16 protein-coding genes are annotated in these 17133 nt (G+C 58.3%); 10 read left to right on the top strand and 6 right to left on the bottom strand.

Annotation, left to right across the window (positions count from 1 at the left end; translation table 11 throughout):
• The first annotated feature begins 131 nt into the window (after window positions 1-131).
• The 3 genes from BVK86_RS06500 to zapE all read left to right on the top strand — a co-directional run bounded on the left by BVK86_RS06500 (window position 132) and on the right by zapE (window position 3326).
• Window positions 132-761, top strand: coding sequence for an alpha/beta hydrolase (locus BVK86_RS06500; RefSeq protein ID WP_075945642.1), 630 nt, complete (start codon window positions 132-134; stop codon window positions 759-761).
• A gap of 24 nt (window positions 762-785) precedes the next feature.
• Window positions 786-2141, top strand: a complete 1356-nt coding sequence (locus tag BVK86_RS06495) for a tryptophan--tRNA ligase (protein ID WP_075945641.1) — start codon at window positions 786-788, stop codon at window positions 2139-2141.
• A 90-nt stretch (window positions 2142-2231) separates the two neighbouring features.
• Window positions 2232-3326, top strand: a complete 1095-nt coding sequence (zapE, locus tag BVK86_RS06490; RefSeq protein WP_075945640.1) for a cell division protein ZapE — start codon at window positions 2232-2234, stop codon at window positions 3324-3326.
• Between the two features lie 182 nt (window positions 3327-3508).
• Here zapE and BVK86_RS06485 read toward each other — a convergent pair whose 3' ends face one another.
• The 5 genes from BVK86_RS06485 to BVK86_RS06465 form a co-directional block, all read right to left on the bottom strand.
• Window positions 3509-4486 (bottom strand): asparaginase, encoded by a 978-nt coding sequence (locus BVK86_RS06485; protein ID WP_075945639.1) that lies wholly within the window; start codon window positions 4484-4486, stop codon window positions 3509-3511.
• Between the two features lie 78 nt (window positions 4487-4564).
• A complete protein-coding gene (locus BVK86_RS06480) occupies window positions 4565-5770 on the bottom strand; it encodes a hypothetical protein (RefSeq protein WP_075945638.1) in 1206 nt (401 codons plus the stop codon).
• A 17-nt stretch (window positions 5771-5787) separates the two neighbouring features.
• Window positions 5788-6675, bottom strand: coding sequence for a nitrilase family protein (locus tag BVK86_RS06475; protein ID WP_075945637.1), 888 nt, complete (start codon window positions 6673-6675; stop codon window positions 5788-5790).
• 198 nt (window positions 6676-6873) lie between these two features.
• Complete coding sequence (locus BVK86_RS06470) at window positions 6874-8820, bottom strand: flavin monoamine oxidase family protein (RefSeq protein WP_075945636.1); 1947 nt, start codon at window positions 8818-8820, stop codon at window positions 6874-6876.
• Between the two features lie 182 nt (window positions 8821-9002).
• The gene (locus tag BVK86_RS06465) at window positions 9003-9998 is read right to left on the bottom strand and encodes a GlxA family transcriptional regulator (protein ID WP_075945635.1); all 996 of its coding nucleotides are present in this window, start codon (window positions 9996-9998) and stop codon (window positions 9003-9005) included.
• A 146-nt stretch (window positions 9999-10144) separates the two neighbouring features.
• On the opposite strand from BVK86_RS06465, the gene BVK86_RS06460 reads away from it, so the two are divergent.
• Complete coding sequence (locus tag BVK86_RS06460; RefSeq protein ID WP_075945634.1) at window positions 10145-11281, top strand: acyl-CoA dehydrogenase family protein; 1137 nt, start codon at window positions 10145-10147, stop codon at window positions 11279-11281.
• 102 nt (window positions 11282-11383) lie between these two features.
• Here the strand turns inward: BVK86_RS06460 and BVK86_RS06455 are convergent, their stop codons facing one another.
• Window positions 11384-12424 carry an NADP(H)-dependent aldo-keto reductase gene (locus BVK86_RS06455; RefSeq protein WP_075945633.1) on the bottom strand — a complete coding sequence of 347 codons (1041 nt, stop codon included), beginning with the start codon at window positions 12422-12424 and terminating at the stop codon, window positions 11384-11386.
• A 245-nt stretch (window positions 12425-12669) separates the two neighbouring features.
• On the opposite strand from BVK86_RS06455, the gene rplM reads away from it, so the two are divergent.
• The 6 genes from rplM (at window position 12670) to BVK86_RS06425 (ending at window position 17128) form a co-directional block, all read left to right on the top strand.
• Entirely contained in the window at window positions 12670-13098 is a 429-nt protein-coding gene (gene rplM / locus BVK86_RS06450) for a 50S ribosomal protein L13 (protein ID WP_075945632.1), read from the top strand.
• A gap of 14 nt (window positions 13099-13112) precedes the next feature.
• Window positions 13113-13505 carry a 30S ribosomal protein S9 gene (gene rpsI, locus BVK86_RS06445; protein WP_003228056.1) on the top strand — a complete coding sequence of 131 codons (393 nt, stop codon included), beginning with the start codon at window positions 13113-13115 and terminating at the stop codon, window positions 13503-13505.
• A gap of 268 nt (window positions 13506-13773) precedes the next feature.
• Entirely contained in the window at window positions 13774-14367 is a 594-nt protein-coding gene (petA, locus tag BVK86_RS06440) for a ubiquinol-cytochrome c reductase iron-sulfur subunit (RefSeq protein ID WP_038981621.1), read from the top strand.
• A complete protein-coding gene (locus BVK86_RS06435) occupies window positions 14367-15578 on the top strand; it encodes a cytochrome b (protein ID WP_075945631.1) in 1212 nt (403 codons plus the stop codon). Before petA ends, BVK86_RS06435 begins: the two co-directional genes overlap by 1 nt.
• Window positions 15578-16360, top strand: a complete 783-nt coding sequence (locus tag BVK86_RS06430) for a cytochrome c1 (RefSeq protein ID WP_075945630.1) — start codon at window positions 15578-15580, stop codon at window positions 16358-16360. The genes BVK86_RS06435 and BVK86_RS06430 overlap by 1 nt, the downstream gene beginning before the upstream one ends.
• Before the next feature lie 150 nt (window positions 16361-16510).
• Complete coding sequence (locus tag BVK86_RS06425; protein ID WP_075945629.1) at window positions 16511-17128, top strand: glutathione S-transferase N-terminal domain-containing protein; 618 nt, start codon at window positions 16511-16513, stop codon at window positions 17126-17128.
• The last annotated feature ends 5 nt before the right edge of the window (window positions 17129-17133 follow it).

Below are 17133 nucleotides of genomic sequence, written 5' to 3'. Positions count from 1 at the left end.
ATAAACGGCTTTGCTTTACGTTAACGGCTCGAACCTGCGCTGTATACCGCGATTCGCTCGCAATAGACAGCCACAGACAATTTGCTAGACGAGTCGACCCGATCCGGGGTCACGGAGTTCCTTCCTTGCTTATGCGTGAAACCCCTGTAGTGATTGATGGCCCTGTGGGCCAACTGGAAGCCCTTTACCTCGACAACGAGCAGCCGCGCGGCCTGGCGCTGATTTGCCATCCGAACCCGGTGCAGGGCGGCACCATGCTCAACAAAGTGGTCTCGACCCTGCAACGCACCGCGCGCGATGCCGGTTTGATTACGGTGCGCTTCAACTACCGTGGCGTCGGCGCCAGCGAAGGCAGCCATGACATGGGCACCGGTGAAGTCGACGATGCCCAGGCCGTGGCTGAATGGTTTCGCAGCCAACACCCGGATTTGCCGCTGACCCTGTTCGGTTTCTCCTTTGGCGGTTTTGTTGCGGCCAGTCTCGGCGGACGCCTGGAAGCGCAGGGCGAACAGATCAAGCACCTGTTCATGGTCGCCCCGGCGGTCATGCGTCTGGGCGCGCAGGATCAACTGCCTCAGCACGGCGAACTGACCCTGATCCAGCCGGAAACCGACGAAGTGATCGATCCGCAGTTGGTTTACCAATGGTCCGACGCGCTTGAACGTCCCCATGAGCTGCTGAAAGTGGCAGAATGCGGACACTTTTTTCATGGCAAGCTGACCGATCTCAAGGATCTGATCCTGCCGCGTCTTTCGAATTGATTGCAGTCTGACAAGCGATTACCCATGACGACTCGAACCCGTATCCTCACCGGCATCACCACCACCGGCACGCCGCACCTGGGCAACTACGCCGGTGCCATTCGCCCGGCGATCCTGGCCAGCCGTGACAGCAATGCCGATTCGTTCTACTTCCTGGCGGACTACCACGCCCTGATCAAGTGCGATGACCCGCTGCGCATCCAGCGCTCGCGTCTGGAAATCGCCGCGACCTGGCTGGCCGGTGGCCTGGATGTGGACCGCGTGACCTTCTATCGCCAGTCCGACATTCCGGAAATCCCCGAGTTGACCTGGCTGCTGACCTGCGTCGCCGCCAAGGGCCTGCTCAACCGCGCCCACGCCTACAAGGCCTCGGTGGACAAGAACGTCGAAACCGGCGAAGACCCGGATGCCGGTATCACCATGGGCCTGTACAGCTACCCGGTGCTGATGGCCGCCGACATTCTGATGTTCAACGCGCACAAGGTGCCGGTCGGTCGCGACCAGATCCAGCACGTGGAAATGGCCCGTGATATCGGCCAGCGTTTCAATCACCTGTTCGGTCAGGGCAAAGAATTCTTCACCATGCCTGAGGCGCTGATCGAAGAAAGCGTCGCCACGCTGCCGGGTCTCGATGGCCGGAAGATGTCGAAGAGTTACGACAACACCATTCCGTTGTTCAGCAGCGCCAAAGAAATGAAGGACGCGATTTCACGGATCGTCACCGACTCCCGTGCGCCGGGCGAAGCGAAAGATCCGGACAACTCGCATCTGTTCACGCTGTTCCAGGCGTTCGCCACTCCAGCACAAGCCGACGAGTTCCGCAGCGAACTGCTGGGCGGCCTGGGTTGGGGCGAGGCGAAGAATCGTCTGTTCCAGTTGCTCGACAGCGATCTGGGCGAGTCCCGCGAGCGCTATCACCAGTTGATCGAGCGCCCGGCGGACCTGGAAGACATCCTGCAACACGGCGCGAAAAAAGCCCGCGCGGTGGCGACGCCGTTCCTCAACCAATTGCGTGAAGCCGTAGGCCTGCGTTCGTTCGTGGCCCAGACCCAAGTGGCGGCCACCAGCAAGAAGAAAGCCGCGAAAGCGCCGCGTTTTGTCAGCTTCCGCGAAGACGACGGCAGTTTCCGCTTCCGTCTGCTGGCGGCCGATGGCGAACAACTGCTGTTGTCGCGCCATTTCGCCGACGGCAAAACCGCAGGTTTGGTGACCAAGCAACTGCAATCGGGCCAGCCTCTGGACGTGCGCAATGAAGACCTGAGCTTTAGCGTCTGGCTCGAAGGCGAGTGTGTCGCCGACAGCCCGGCCTTCGCCGACAGCCCTGCTCGCGACGCGGCCATTGAAGCTTTGCGGATTGCCCTGACCCCGGTTCAGGAATAAACAGCGGCACGGCCATACCAAGGGCCGATTGCCATTCCTGCGGGCCGTCGCTACAGTGACGGCCCGTTTTTGTTGCCTTGCTAACGAATTATGACGCCCCTAGAACGATATCAAGCTGATCTGAAACGCCCGGAATTCTTCCATGATGCCGCGCAGGAAACTGCCGTGCGTCATTTGCAGCGCCTGTACGACGATCTGGTCGCCGCCGAGCAAAACAAGCCGGGCCTGCTGGGCAAACTGTTTGGCAAAAAGGATCAGACCCCGGTCAAGGGCCTGTACTTCTGGGGCGGCGTAGGTCGCGGCAAGACTTACCTGGTCGACACCTTCTTCGAAGCGCTGCCGTTCAAGGAAAAGACTCGCACTCACTTCCACCGCTTCATGAAGCGTGTGCACGAAGAGATGAAGACCCTCGGCGGCGAAAAGAACCCGCTGACCATCATCGCCAAGCGCTTCGCCACCGAATCCCGGGTGATCTGCTTCGATGAATTCTTCGTTTCCGACATCACCGACGCCATGATCCTCGGCACGTTGATGGAAGAACTGTTCAAAAACGGCGTGACCCTGGTCGCAACGTCGAACATCGTGCCGGACGGCCTGTACAAGGATGGCCTGCAACGTGCGCGCTTCCTGCCGGCCATCGCGTTGATCAAGCAGAATACCGAGATCGTCAACGTCGACAGCGGCGTCGACTATCGTCTGCGTCACCTCGAACAAGCGGAACTGTTCCACTTCCCGCTCGACGAAGCGTCCCACGAAAGCCTGCGCAAGAGCTTCCGCGCGCTGACGCCGGAATGCACCGCCGCCATCGAGAACGATGTGCTGATGATCGAGAACCGCGAAATCCGTGCGTTGCGCACCTGCGATGACGTGGCGTGGTTCGAGTTCCGCGAACTGTGCGACGGCCCGCGCAGCCAGAACGACTACATCGAACTGGGCAAGATTTTCCACGCCGTGCTGCTCAGCGGTGTCGAGCAGATGAGCGTCACCACCGACGACATCGCCCGACGCTTCATCAACATGGTCGACGAATTCTACGACCGTAACGTGAAGCTGATCATTTCTGCTGAAGTCGAACTCAAGGATCTGTACACCGGCGGCCGCTTGAACTTCGAGTTCCAGCGTACGTTGAGTCGCTTGCTGGAAATGCAGTCCCACGAATTCCTGTCCCGGGCGCACAAGCCGTAGGATTTCGAAAAATGGCCTGCGATTGCAGGCCTTTTTTTTATGGCTGTCTCCCTTGCTGCTGACTCGACAAGGTCTGTAGGAGCCGGCTTGCTGGCGATTTCGACGACGCGGTGGGTCAGTCACACCGCTATCGCTAGCAAGCCCGCTCCCACAGGATCATGCGTCAATTTTGATTGCGGTTTTCATGTGGTCAGATAGCGCGCCAGCTCATGCTGCCGCTCACCGCCAAGCAGCAACCACAGCAGGACTCTCGCTTTGCGCGGGCAGAGAAATCCTGCCATGTGTGCGCCCTTGCGAACCAGGTCCATCTCACTGCCGATAAAGCCGTAGGTGGCTTGCGCAGTGGAGCCGGAACCGGTGCGGGTCGCAACGATCACCGGGATCTTTTCGGCAAGCTGCTCGATCACTTCGGCCCAGCTAGCCGAGACGTGCCCGGCGCCGAAGCCAGCGATCACCAGCCCGTCGTAACCCAGCTTCAGGATGTTTTCCAATAACAGCGTATCGGCAGAAAGCGACGCCTCCAGCAGGGCCACCTTCTGCGTGGTGTGTTGCGGCAAGGGTAAACATCGGCGCTCGGCCGGCGGACGGGAATAGCGAACCACGCCTTCCACGAGCAGCCCGGCGGGGCCGAAGACCGGGGAGGAGAACGCCTGCAAGGCCAGCGAATCGGTTTTGCGTACACAGTCAGCCTGATGAATCTGCCCGTTCATCACCACCTGAACGCCGCGCTGTCGACTGCTATCGGCCAGGGCAACACGGCAGGCATCCAGCAGGTTGGCCGGCCCATCGGCGCCGGCCTGTTTTGCCGATCGCATGGCACCGGTCAGGACCAACGGTTCATCGCAATCCCACAGATAATCAAAAAACACGGCGGTTTCTTCAAGGGTGTCGGTGCCCTGGGTGATAACAACGCCACGGGCGCCTTGCTCCACCTGATATTTCGCCCAGGACAGGACGCTGAGCAAGACCTCGAAACTCAATGAGGCACTGGGCAGCAGGCCGAGTGTTTCGACACTGACCCGGGCCAGTGTCGCCAACTCCGGCACGCAGGCCAGCAGGGTTTCGCCGCTGACGGTCGGGATGACGCCTTCACCGGCATTCCTGGCTTGCATGCTCACCGTGCCGCCGAGCGCCGCGATGGCCAGTTTGGGCAGGTCCATTTGATACCTCGCAGGGTTGTGATGAGAAAGGGCTGTATCCGCTGTTGAGGCCGCGATACAGCCGAGTGGCAGAGTGTGTCAGTTGGCGATCAGCCACCCAATCAGCGGGATGATCAGCAACGTGCTGATGGCCATGGACAGGACATTACCGATGTAGGCGTGCATATCGGCCGGCAACCGCTTGGCGATCGCACAGGCCAGGGGCGGGGCGATCAACGCGCCCAACAATGCACTTGAGGCGATGACCTGCCAACTGCCGCCATGGGTCAACAGTGCCGCCGGCACCACGGACACCAGTGGAATGTAGGTGGGGTACCAGCCACGCAACATCCACTGTCGACGCCAGATCATGATGCCGATGGCCGAGGTCAACGCCTGGGCACCGATCAGTTGCGGCAGCAAGCCCGAACCGTAGACCGGGCTCGAGGGGTTCAAGCTGTAGGCCAGTAATGCCCCCAGGATCAACCCGATGCTGGCCAGTTCATTGCCGAAGAATGGTGCCTCGGAAAAGTCGGCGAGGATCCGGCGCAGGGTCCAGATGACGCCGTAATCCGGCGTCCGGGTGTTGGCGGGTGGCGCTTCGCTGGGCTTCTCGGCAAGGTCCGATTCCGCGGACTTCACCAGGCTCGGCAGGTAACGACAGAGCACAAAGGCAATCACACTGGCGATCGCCATGCCCGAGACATTGCCGATTACCACGGGCAAGCCCAGCGGGTTGCACACGTAATTGACCATCAGCAGACAGATCGGCGTGACGAGTACGGCTCCCATGATTGCGCCATTGATCGTGACCTTCCAGCCGCCGCCAAACATCAACACCATCGCCGCCGGCAGTGAAACGAACGCGACAAAGGTCGGTTGCCAACTGTCGGCCGTCACCGTCCAGCCCCACAGCAGATTGCTCAGCAGCAGGCCCAGCAATGAGCTGGTGATCAGCCATGGCCACAAACCGGTCCCATAGCAGATGGCAAAACCTTGCCAGGATTTTCCCGTCCGGTTCGCCCAGTAGGCCAGATAGGCGCCCGCCAGCAACCCGATTGAGGCGAACTCGTGTTTATAGAAGGCGACTTCGCTGATGTCGCCAAGTACCCAGCGTAACCAGGCGCTCGGCTGCGGAAGCGCAGACACCATGTCGCTGTAGCCTGGCCAGTGGGCTTCCCAGAACGTACGGTTGGTGAAAGACAGCCAAATGATCAGCAGCGCCGTGCCAATCATCAGCAGAATGATCGCGGTATCAACCGGCGATCGCTGTGCAAACCGGTTTTTCTCAGGTGTGATTTCCATGTTTCATGTCTCCTTTATCAGCGTGGGAGACACGGGTGCAGGGTGTAACCGAGCATCGGATCGTAGAGATCGGCTCGACGGTCACGATGCAGGTCGTTCAGGTCGTTCCAGATCGGCGCGCTGCGGGAGCGGGTCAGGTCGATATCGGCAAACAGGATTTCCTGCTGGTCCGCCGATGCCACCGGGCCAATCGGCCAGCCGTTGGTCCCGGCAATCAGCGAGCAACCGAGATAGCGAGCGCCACGCTCCTCGCCGATCCGGCTGGCCGCTGCAATAAACACGTTGTTGACGTGGGCCGCGGTCATCGTCAGGTACGACGCCATGCACTTGCCGGCATCATCGAACAGCGGCGGTGGCGTCCACACCCAGTTGTTCAGGCTGCAAATGATGTCCGCGCCTTGCTGGCTGAGGATGCGTGGCACTTCCGGGAACCAGATGTCCCAGCAGATCAGCAAACCGATACGGCCGATGGGCGTGTCGAAAACCGGGAAACCGAGGTTGCCCGGCGTGAACCAGAGCTTCTCCAGGTTCCATAAATGGGCTTTGCGATACTTGCCGATAAACCCCTCCGGCCCCACCAGAACACCGGTGTTGAACAGCTGCATGCCGTCGCGCTCGGTCAGGCCGGCCACGAGGTAAACCTTGTGCTCGCGGGCGAAGCCCATCCAGGCTTTCACGCTTGGCCCCTCGGGAACGGCCTGCGAATGGTCGAAGGCATCCTGCCGATTGCTGAAGAAATACCCGGTGCTGCAAAGTTCGGGCAACACGATGAGATTCGCGCCGCCGTTCACCGCTTCCAGCGCCAGTTCCAGGCTGCGCCGCAGATTGCCTTCGCGTTTCTCAACGCCCACTTGCGGATCGAATTGCACGACTGCTACACGAACAGGACTCGTTGGCTCGCTCATTCCCGATAACCTCTTTTTTTATTGTTGTTTCACGCTGTTGAACTGCGTGTTTATAAGAGTTGAATCGGGCAGTGCTCGTAAGTCAGCAGCTTCCGGTAACGTTGTAGTACTTGTCCGAAGATGCAGGGGCGGGTTTTTGATATCGGATCGGAGGTAGAGCCAATGCAGGTCGTGCATGGCTCTGGAAAGGCGGAGGAGTCAGGCTTTGAGCTGGTAGTGCGGATAGTCGCTCATGGCAAACCCGCCGTTGAATCTCGCAGCGGTTTTGTTGCAAATGTGAATAACCGCATCGACGGCGCCGCGAAAGCACGGTTCGGTCCATCCGGCGTCAACCGAAAAGGACTCACCGGAAAAATACAGGCCCGAAACATGCGCGTAGTCCCGGTTGTACTTCATCAGGCTGACCGCATCGTAATAGGTGCCGGGCCGGTACAGCTTTGCGCAGCCCAGTGAGTTTTTATCGGTGATCCAGCGCTGGACCACGGCTTGATCAATGCCGATGTAGGGGGAGATTTTTTCCTGGATGTTGGCGGCGTTCATCAGGATGCGGTCCAGCTCTTCAGCGCACTGGGTGACCAACTCTTTATCGCTGAATGAGGCGAGTTTGGTGGCGTCGTCCTCCCATGTGTAACTCAAGAGGATGCAGTCATAGCTGTAGTTCTCGTTGTAGCGGTAGGTGTAGACGTCGTGGATAAAACTGTCGGTGACGATGGCTTGCGGGATGTTGGTGTTTTTTGAAAGAAATGATTTTTTCAGCGGTGCATAGACTTTGCAGCTGGTTTCCCAGTGCGCGGTTTTCCAGGCGTTGATCGTCTCGAACGGCAGCATCTCTTGCGTGAAGTTTTCAAGCCTGATGCGGGTTTCGATCAACCAGGACGGAAGGGTCACGATGACTGAATCAAAGTCTTCGAAGTGTTCCCGGGTTTCTTTGGGTTGGCTGTGATTGCCGTTGAAGTAAACGCGGGTTTGCTGGTTAGCCAGTTTTTTGAGTCGGGTGACGGATGAGTCCGTCAGCAAACCATGGGTTCGTTCGCGGCTATGTTCGTAGACGGATTTGCCGGTTTCATCGATTTTCATGAACAACAGGCATTCGTCCAGCGCAGCGAGGCCGATGTAGCGGGGGCGGTCAAACGTTTTTCCTGTTGAATCAAATACGGCTTCGCTGTTCAGGTGCGGTGCATCCAGCGGGTTTCCCATTGAGTCCACTCGGCCGTGGATCAATTGCAACTGGCTGCTAAAACCAAAGATGGCGGTACGCAGGGGATAAAGGCAACACACGTCGTAAAAGGCCCCCCAACTGCCGTCGCCAATGCCAATGGCATAGAAAATCGCCGATTCCTCTGCGGACATGCCCATCCCGCCAAAATCACCCGGCGAATGCCTGTCCCAGATTGGCAAGACGGGCATGCTGACCAAATCTCGGAAAGAAACGCCTTGATACGTCTTGACGATGGCCGCCCACGTCGATTCCCACTCAGGACTGGCATAAAGCTCGGCAACCTGTTGCGTCATGCGATCGGCAAAAGCCTTCCACTTGGCATACACCCGTTGCAGGTCTTTGCCGGGCGGCGGGGTGAGGCCATCGAGGTTTTTCCAGATCAGCATCTGCGGGTTGGGGGCGTCGCCCATGCTGCCTTCACGCAGATAAATCCCGGTGGAGTTCACCCACTGGCTGCCTGGATTGGCAAAGTCAGAAAACGACAAGTCGAAAGCCTGGGCGTAGTAAGCCATCAACGAACGACCGGCAGTCGGTGGCTCGTCCGCACGATTGAAGAAGGGCATGCGCATGGCGCCCATCTCAAACGGTGTGTGGCTTTGCGTTGCGTGCCGGCTGCCAGGAACGGTCAGGTGCCGGCCGCCGATCCGCCTGGCTTGTTCGATCAGGGTGATGTGGGTGAAGCCGCAGCGATAGAGCTCTCTGGCGGCGGTCAGGCCGGTTACTCCGGCACCGATGATGCAGATTCTATGACGTGGGTCCGTTGCCCTGGCGATACCGTTTTCCTGCTCGAGCAGTGTTCGATAGTCGAAGCACAAGTCTGGAGGATTGGGGAAGCGCGCGGCCCATTTGTTGGCCGTCTCGCGCTTTTTACGGGGGGCGTCCTTGGCCACGAATGCGGGGTAGTTGTAGCTTGATCCGATAGTCACAGTTGCACGTCCATGTCAGCATTGATGATGTTTGCAGGGACGTATGTTGGAGATTTGGGGGGTGGGCGTACATGAGCCAAAACGGGTTCGTCGGCGCTCCATATTCCGGGTTTTACGTAGGAAAGTGAGTACACCGAGGCCCTGCAGGAGCGAACCTGCTCGCTCCTGCAGGGGGGATGTGTTCAAGCCGCTTGCTGAAATTGCTGCCGATACTGGTTCGGCGACAGTTCCGTGTGCTGGCGGAACAGCCGCGCAAAGAAGCTCGCATCGTCATAGCCGACTTCGTAGCTGATGGTCTTGATGCTCTTGCGGCTACCGGACAGCAGGCCCTTGGCGGTTTCGATGCGCAGGCGTTGCAGGTAATGCAACGGCTTGTCGCCGGTGGCGGTCTGGAAACGGCGCATGAAGTTGCGGATGCTCATGCCGTGCTCGCGGGCGACGTCTTCGAAGCGGAATTTGTCGGCGAAGTGTTCTTCGAGCCAATGCTGGATCTGCAGGATGATCACGTCCTGGTGCAGTTTCTGCCCGCCGAAGCCGATGCGCCCCGGCGAATAGCTGCGTTGCACTTCGTAAAGAATGTCCCGCGCCACGGCCTGGGACACATTGGTGCCGCAGAAGCGCTCGATCAGGTAAATGTACAGATCGCACGCCGACGTGGTGCCGCCGGCGCAGTACAGGTTGTCGGCGTCGGTCAGGTGTTTGTCCTGATTGAGGTGAACCCGCGGAAAGCGTTCGGCGAAGGCGTTGAAGAAACGCCAGTAAGTGGTCGCTTCCTTGCCATTGAGCAATCCCGCTTCGGCCAGCCAGAACACACCGGTCGCCTCGCCGCACAGGACCGCGCCGCGCGCATGTTGCTGGCGCAACCAGGGCAACACTTGCGGGTAACGTTTGCAGAGGCTGTCGAAATCGTCCCAAAACGCGGGAAGAACGATGATGTCGGCGTTTTCCAGTCCGCCATCCACCGGGATCAGCACGTCGCTGAAAGTGCTGACCGGTTTGCCGTCGGGGCTGACCAGGCGGGTCTCGAACGCCGGTGTCAGGCCCTGGCCCAGTTGTTTGCCGTAGCGCAGGCTGGCGAGATGGAAGAAATCCTTGGCTTGCAGGAGGGTGGAAGCGAAAACCCGGTCAATGGCCAGGATGCTGACGCGCCGTAACGGCGTGGAGGCTTGGTTAGACATAATTCAACTTTATTTTTATAGGGGGAAGTGGTCACCAGACGGCTGGATCGTCTTATTTTTTGTCGGATGTGTCCAGTGTCCTGTATCGGAAGCGAGGCATAGTCTCTGGAGGTCAACTCCTTCTAAAAACAATGAAAAGGTGCCGCATGATCCCTAGAACCCTGTTCAGTCCCGAGCACGAACTTTTCCGTGACAGCGTGCGAACGTTCCTCGAAAAAGAGGCGGTGCCGTTCCATGGTCAATGGGAAAAACAGGGCTACATCGACCGTAAACTCTGGAACAAGGCCGGGGAGGCGGGGATGTTGTGCTCGCACCTGCCGGAAGAGTACGGCGGGCTGGGGGCGGACTTTCTCTATAGCGCGGTCGTCATCGAAGAGGTGGGGCGCCTGGGCTTGACCGGTATCGGTTTTTCTCTGCACTCGGACATCGTGGCGCCGTACATCCTGCATTACGGCAGTGAAGCGCTGAAACACAAATACCTGCCGAAACTGGTGTCCGGCGAAATGGTCACGGCCATCGCCATGACGGAGCCGGGCGCGGGCTCAGACCTGCAAGGGGTGAAAACCACGGCGGTGCTCGAGGGTGACGAGTACGTGATCAACGGCTCCAAGACCTTTATCACCAACGGTTTTCTTGCGGACCTGGTCATTGTCGTGGCCAAGACCGATCCGAAGGCGGGAGCAAAAGGTACAAGTCTGTTCCTGGTTGAAGCCAACACGCCGGGGTTCGAAAAAGGCAAGCGTCTGGAAAAAGTCGGGATGAAGGCTCAGGACACATCCGAGCTGTTCTTCCAGGATGTCCGCGTACCGAAGGAGAATCTGCTGGGGCAGGCCGGGATGGGCTTCGCCTACTTGATGCAGGAATTACCCCAGGAGCGGCTCACCGTGGCCGTTGGCGGTCTGGCGTCGGCCGAAGCGGCGCTGCAATGGACGCTGGATTACACCCGTGATCGCAAGGCATTCGGCAAGGCCATTGCCGACTTCCAGAACACTCGTTTCAAGCTGGCGGAAATGGCGACGCAAATTCAGATTGGCCGGGTCTTCGTCGACCGCTGTCTGGAGCTGCACCTGCAAGGCAAGCTCGACGTGCCGACGGCGGCGATGGCCAAGTACTGGGGCACTGACCTGCAATGCCAGGTGCTCGACGAATGCGTGCAGTTGCATGGCGGCTACGGGTTCATGTGGGAATACCCGATTGCGCGGGCGTGGGCGGATGCGCGGGTGCAGCGGATTTACGCCGGGACCAATGAAATCATGAAGGAGATCATTGCCAGGTCGCTCTGATCAGGGCGCCAGGACCGACGCCATCGCGGGCAAGTCCGCTCCCACAGGTACGGCGTAATCCTTGTGGGAGCGGGCTTGCCCGCGATTGGATCTCTGAATCCATCAAGGTGCTGGATTCGGGTGATCCTTGTGAATCGCCTCGATCCCTTCCAGCACTTCATCCGAAAGTTTCAAATCAAAACTGGCGATGTTGCTGTCCAACTGCTCGAGCGTCGTGGCGCCGATGATGTTGCTGGTCACGAACGGTTGCTGGGTCACAAACGCCAGGGCCATCTGCGCCGGGTTCAGGCCGTGCTCACGGGCTAAAGCCACGTAACGGCTGCAAGCGGCTTCCGACTGTGGGTTGAAATAGCGGCTGAAGCGGCTGTAGAGGCTCAGGCGACCTTTTGGCGGACGCGCGCCACCTTCGTACTTACCCGACAGGAAGCCGAACGCCAGCGGCGAATAGGCCAGCAGACCGCACTGTTCGCGGATGGCGATTTCCGCCAGGCCGACTTCGAAGCTGCGGTTGAGCAGGTTGTACGGATTCTGGATCGACACCGCGCGCGGCCAGCCACGGGCTTCGGCCAGGGCGAGGAAACGCATGGTGCCCCACGGTGTTTCGTTGGACAGGCCGATATGGCGGATCTTGCCGGCCTTGACCTGTTCGTCCAGCGCTTCGAGGGTATCTTCCAGTGGCGTCAGGTTGGCTTCGATCTTGTGTTTGTAGCCCAGTTGACCGAAGAAGTTGGTGCTGCGCTCCGGCCAGTGCAACTGGTACAAGTCGATGTAATCGGTCTGCAGGCGCTTGAGGCTGGCATCCACGGCTTCGCTAATGTGCTGTCGATTGTGCCGAAGGTTTTTGTCGCGGATATAGTCGATGGTGTTGCCGGGGCCGGCGATCTTGCTGGCCAGGATCCAGTCGGCACGATCACCGCGGCTTTTGAAGTAATTGCCGATGTAGCGCTCGGTGGTGGCGTAGGTTTCGGCCTTGGGCGGCACCGGATACATCTCGGCGGTGTCGATGAAGTTGATCCCGGCGCTCTTGGCCCGTTCGATCTGGGCGAAGGCGTCTGCCTCGCTGTTTTGCTCGCCCCACGTCATGGTTCCGAGGCAGAGGGCACTCACATTCAGATTGGTCCGGCCTAGCTGGCGATAGTCCATCGGGTGCTCCTTGGGCAAAACAATCATAAAAGCAGGTTGAATTATTTTTCGCAATCTGCATAATTGCGCACCTCTTTCTGCAGTGGAAGTGATGCGCCGCCGCCGAAGAATCTTGCCGTTGAACGGACGCGCCGACCCGAGCCCCCGAAAGCGTCTGTATCCGGCTGCCTTTGACTTGTCAAAGTACGCACTATTCAGTAAGATCCGCCGTCTAATTTACAGGGCGGCCCCTGAGGCTATAAAGAATGAAAACTTTTACTGCTAAACCGGAAACAGTAAAGCGCGACTGGTTTGTCGTCGACGCTGCTGGTCAGACCCTGGGTCGTCTGGCCACCGAAATCGCGAGCCGTCTGCGTGGCAAGCACAAGCCTGAGTACACTCCTCACGTTGACACCGGCGACTACATCGTCGTAATCAACGCTGAGCAGATCCGTGTTACCGGTGCTAAAACCACTGACAAAATGTACTACTCCCACTCCGGTTTCCCGGGCGGCATCAAGTCGATCAACTTTGAAAAGCTGATCGCCAAGGCCCCTGAGCGCGTGATCGAGACCGCGGTTAAAGGCATGCTGCCTAAAAACCCACTGGGTCGCGACATGTACCGTAAGCTGAAAGTCTATGCGGGCGCTACACACCCACATACTGCTCAGCAGCCCCAAGAACTGAAGTTTTAACGGAATAGTACATTATGTCGGCGACTCAAAATTACGGCACTGGCCGTCGCAAGACCGCAACCGCACGCGTTTTCCTGCGTCCGGGTACTGGTAACATCTCCATCAACAACCGTTCGCTGGATAACTTCTTCGGCCGCGAAACTGCCCGCATGGTAGTTCGTCAGCCGCTGGAGCTGACTGAGACTGTCGAGAAATTCGACATCTACGTCACCGTGATCGGCGGTGGTGTAAGTGGTCAAGCTGGCGCAATCCGCCACGGTATCACTCGCGCTCTGATGGATTACGACGAGACTCTGCGCAGCGCTCTGCGTAAAGCCGGCTTCGTAACCCGCGATGCTCGTGAAGTTGAACGTAAGAAAGTTGGTCTGCGTAAAGCGCGTAAGCGTCCGCAGTACTCGAAGCGTTAATTCGTTTCCACGTTCAAAAAAGAACGCCCGGATTCCTCACGGAACCGGGCGTTTTTTTGTGCGTGCGATTTATCAAAGAATTGCGCTGTGACAACTTGCCACATCCGTAGACCCCCTATACTACAAGGCTTGGCAGTAGTGCCTCGGGGTAATTACCTTGTCAGAATTGGGGCTTTTCATTACCATTCGGCAAAATTTTTATAAGTGCATAGATTTACTTAGTAGATGCCTGATTTAACAGGCCACAAAGCTGATGGGAGAGGACTGAATGAGCAATGACGGCGTGAATGCAGGCCGGCGTCGCTTCTTGGTAGCAGCCACATCCGTGGTGGGTGCTGCAGGAGCGGTGGGGGCTGCGGTCCCGTTCGTGGGGTCATGGTTTCCCAGTGCCAAGGCGAAAGCCGCAGGTGCACCGGTGAAAGTGAATGTCAGCAAAATCGAGCCAGGCCAGCAGATGATTGCTGAGTGGCGCGGTCAGCCGGTATTTATCGTCCGCCGTACCGAGGAAATCCTGGGGAATCTGAAAAAGATCGAGGGCCAGTTGTCCGACCCGACCTCCAAGAACTCGACACAACCGACCTATGTCGACCCGGAAACGCGGTCGATCAAACCTGAAGTTCTGCTGTTGATCGGCATTTGCACCCATCTGGGTTGCTCGCCGACATTCCGTCCCGAAGTGGCGCCTGCCGACTTGGGCAAGGACTGGGTCGGTGGTTATTTCTGCCCTTGCCACGGCTCCCACTACGATTTGGCTGGCCGCGTCTACAAGTCGCAACCTGCGCCTTTGAACCTGCCAGTTCCCCCGCATTCCTATGAGACCGATGACGTCATTGTCATTGGCGTCGATACGGAGAAAGCGTGATGAGCAAGTTCATGGATTGGGTTGATGCGCGCTTTCCCGCGACCAAAATGTGGGAAGACCATCTCAGCAAGTATTACGCCCCGAAGAACTTCAACTTCTTCTATTTCTTTGGTTCCCTGGCGCTGCTCGTTCTGGTCAACCAGATCGTCACCGGTGTCTGGCTGACCATGAGCTACACCCCGTCGGCGGAAGAGGCATTTGCTTCCGTCGAATACATCATGCGCGACGTCGAGTACGGCTCGATCCTGCGTCTGCTGCACTCCACTGGCGCCTCGGCGTTCTTCATCGTGGTCTATCTGCACATGTTCCGTGGCTTGCTCTACGGTTCGTACCAGAAGCCGCGTGAACTGGTGTGGGTCTTCGGCATGCTGATCTACCTGGCGCTGATGGCAGAAGCCTTCATGGGGTACCTGCTGCCTTGGGGCCAGATGTCGTACTGGGGCGCCCAGGTGATCATCTCGCTGTTCGGTGCGATCCCGGTCATCGGTAACGACCTGACCCAGTGGATTCGTGGTGACTACCTGATTTCCGGTATTACCCTGAACCGCTTCTTCGCTCTGCATGTGGTTGCCTTGCCGATCGTGATTCTCGGCCTGGTGGTGCTGCACGTTCTGGCGCTGCACGAAGTCGGTTCGAACAACCCGGACGGCGTGGACATCAAGAAACACAAAGACGAAAACGGCGTACCGCTGGACGGCATTGCCTTCCACCCGTACTACACCGTGAAAGATATCGTCGGCGTGGTGGTGTTCCTGTTCATCTTCTGCTCGATCGTGTTCTTCTTCCCGGAAATGGGCGGTTACTTCCTCGAGAAGCCGAACTTTGAGCAGGCCAACCCGTTCAAGACGCCTGAGCATATTGCGCCGGTCTGGTACTTCACCCCGTTCTACGCGATTTTGCGTGCGGTTCCGGACAAGCTCCTGGGTGTTATCGCCATGGGCGCGGCCATTGCGGTGCTGTTCGTGCTGCCGTGGCTCGACCGCAGTCCGGTCAAGTCCATGCGCTACAAAGGCTGGCTGAGCAAGATCTGGCTGGTGGTGTTCTGCATTTCGTTCGTGATCCTCGGCATTCTGGGGGTTCTGGCTCCAACGCCAGGTCGCACGCTGCTGTCGCAGGTCTGCACCTTCCTGTACTTCGCCTACTTCATTCTGATGCCGTTCTACACCAGGCTCGAGAAGACCAAACCGGTTCCGGAAAGGGTGACTGGCTGATGAAAAAACTATTTGCTGTATTGATGCTTGCTGCCCTGCCGGTGCTGTCCTTCGCGGCACCACACGGTGGTCCGGAGCTGGAAAAAGTCGACATCGACGTGTCTGACAAAGCTGCCATGCAGGATGGCGCGCGTACGTTCGCCAACTACTGCATGGGCTGCCACAGCGCCAAGTTCCAGCGTTATGAGCGTGTTGCCGATGACCTGGGCATTCCTCACGAACTGATGCTCGAAAAGCTGGTGTTCACCGGCGCCAAGATCGGCGATCACATGAACATCGGCATGCAGCCGGCTGACGCCAAGGCCTGGTTCGGTGCGGCTCCGCCCGACCTGACCCTGGTTGCCCGCGTTCGCGGCACCGACTGGCTCTACGGTTATCTGAAGTCGTTCTATGAAGACCCGTCGCGTCCTTGGGGTGTGAACAACAAGGTTTTCCCGAACGTCGGCATGCCTAATGTTCTGGTTGGCCTGCAAGGTCGTCAGGTGGTCGGTTGCAAACAGGTTCAGATCGTCGAAGACGGCAAGAAGCAATATGATCCGCTGACCGGTACCGCGCTGACTCATGAAGCGTGCGATCAGCTGACCATTGTGCCGAAAAGTGGTGCTTTGACCGAAGAGCAGTTCGATGAGAAGGTCAAGAATCTGGTAACCTTCCTGGCTTACTCGGCTAACCCGGTTAAGCTGCAACATCAGCGCATCGGTACGTATGTATTGCTGTACCTCGCGTTCTTCTTCGTATTCGCCTACTTGCTCAAGCGCGAATACTGGAAAGATGTGCACTGATAAAGCTTTAAGCAATTGCTGTTAATCGCGCGCGCCCAAGGGCGCCTCTGAAAATGTAACGAGCCTGGTGTTCCAGGCGTTACGGGAGGCGCCCTCTGGGCGCGCTCGTTTTTCCGCTTCCGATAATTTCTACAAGCGAGGAGGATCGCCATGGGCGTGACCAATCGGTTGGCCTGCTACTCCGACCCCGCCGACCACTATTCCCACCGAGTGCGAATCGTACTGGCAGAGAAGGGTGTCAGCGCCGAGATCATTTACGTTGAAGCTGGCCGTCAGCCGCCTAAACTGATCGAGGTGAACCCTTATGGCAGCTTGCCCACCCTGGTCGATCGTGACCTGGCGTTGTGGGAGTCAACGGTGGTGATGGAATATCTGGATGAGCGTTACCCGCACCCGCCGCTACTGCCGGTTTATCCTGTGGCGCGAGCCAACAGCCGTCTGCTGATGCACCGTATTCAGCGCGACTGGTGTGGTCTGGTGGATCTGATTCTGGATTCGCGGACCAAGGAAGCCGCGCGTGTTGTGGCGCGCAAGGAATTGCGTGAAAGCCTCACGGGTGTTTCGCCGTTGTTCGCCGACAAGCCGTTTTTCCTCAGTGAGGAACAAAGTCTGGTGGATTGCTGCCTATTACCCATACTCTGGCGATTGCCGGTCCTGGGTATAGAACTGCCGCGGCCAGCCAAGCCGCTGCTTGATTACATGGAGCGCCAGTTTGCGCGTGAGGCTTTCCAGGCGAGTCTGTCTGGTGTCGAACGCGATATGCGCTAAAGGCT

The sequence above is a fragment of the Pseudomonas reinekei genome (assembly GCF_001945365.1).
Lineage (GTDB): Bacteria > Pseudomonadota > Gammaproteobacteria > Pseudomonadales > Pseudomonadaceae > Aquipseudomonas > Aquipseudomonas reinekei.
The sequence above is the reverse complement of the archived record's forward strand: the minus strand, read 5'-3'. Positions and strand labels throughout refer to the sequence as shown.

Bases quoted from the DNA above. Each gene is read 5' to 3' on its own strand.
- BVK86_RS06455 (WP_075945633.1), bottom strand. From the start codon at position 12,424: ATGGACTATCGCCAGCTAGGCCGGACCAATCTGAATGTGAGTGCCCTC.
- petA (WP_038981621.1), top strand. From the start codon at position 13,774: ATGAGCAATGACGGCGTGAATGCAGGCCGGCGTCGCTTCTTGGTAGCA.
- BVK86_RS06430 (WP_075945630.1), top strand. From the start codon at position 15,578: ATGAAAAAACTATTTGCTGTATTGATGCTTGCTGCCCTGCCGGTGCTG.
- BVK86_RS06495 (WP_075945641.1), top strand. From the start codon at position 786: ATGACGACTCGAACCCGTATCCTCACCGGCATCACCACCACCGGCACG.
- rpsI (WP_003228056.1), top strand. From the start codon at position 13,113: ATGTCGGCGACTCAAAATTACGGCACTGGCCGTCGCAAGACCGCAACC.
- BVK86_RS06480 (WP_075945638.1), bottom strand. From the start codon at position 5,770: ATGGAAATCACACCTGAGAAAAACCGGTTTGCACAGCGATCGCCGGTT.
- BVK86_RS06460 (WP_075945634.1), top strand. From the start codon at position 10,145: ATGATCCCTAGAACCCTGTTCAGTCCCGAGCACGAACTTTTCCGTGAC.
- BVK86_RS06425 (WP_075945629.1), top strand. From the start codon at position 16,511: ATGGGCGTGACCAATCGGTTGGCCTGCTACTCCGACCCCGCCGACCAC.
- zapE (WP_075945640.1), top strand. From the start codon at position 2,232: ATGACGCCCCTAGAACGATATCAAGCTGATCTGAAACGCCCGGAATTC.
- BVK86_RS06485 (WP_075945639.1), bottom strand. From the start codon at position 4,486: ATGGACCTGCCCAAACTGGCCATCGCGGCGCTCGGCGGCACGGTGAGC.
- BVK86_RS06475 (WP_075945637.1), bottom strand. From the start codon at position 6,675: ATGAGCGAGCCAACGAGTCCTGTTCGTGTAGCAGTCGTGCAATTCGAT.
- BVK86_RS06435 (WP_075945631.1), top strand. From the start codon at position 14,367: ATGAGCAAGTTCATGGATTGGGTTGATGCGCGCTTTCCCGCGACCAAA.
- BVK86_RS06500 (WP_075945642.1), top strand. From the start codon at position 132: ATGCGTGAAACCCCTGTAGTGATTGATGGCCCTGTGGGCCAACTGGAA.
- rplM (WP_075945632.1), top strand. From the start codon at position 12,670: ATGAAAACTTTTACTGCTAAACCGGAAACAGTAAAGCGCGACTGGTTT.
- BVK86_RS06465 (WP_075945635.1), bottom strand. From the start codon at position 9,998: ATGTCTAACCAAGCCTCCACGCCGTTACGGCGCGTCAGCATCCTGGCC.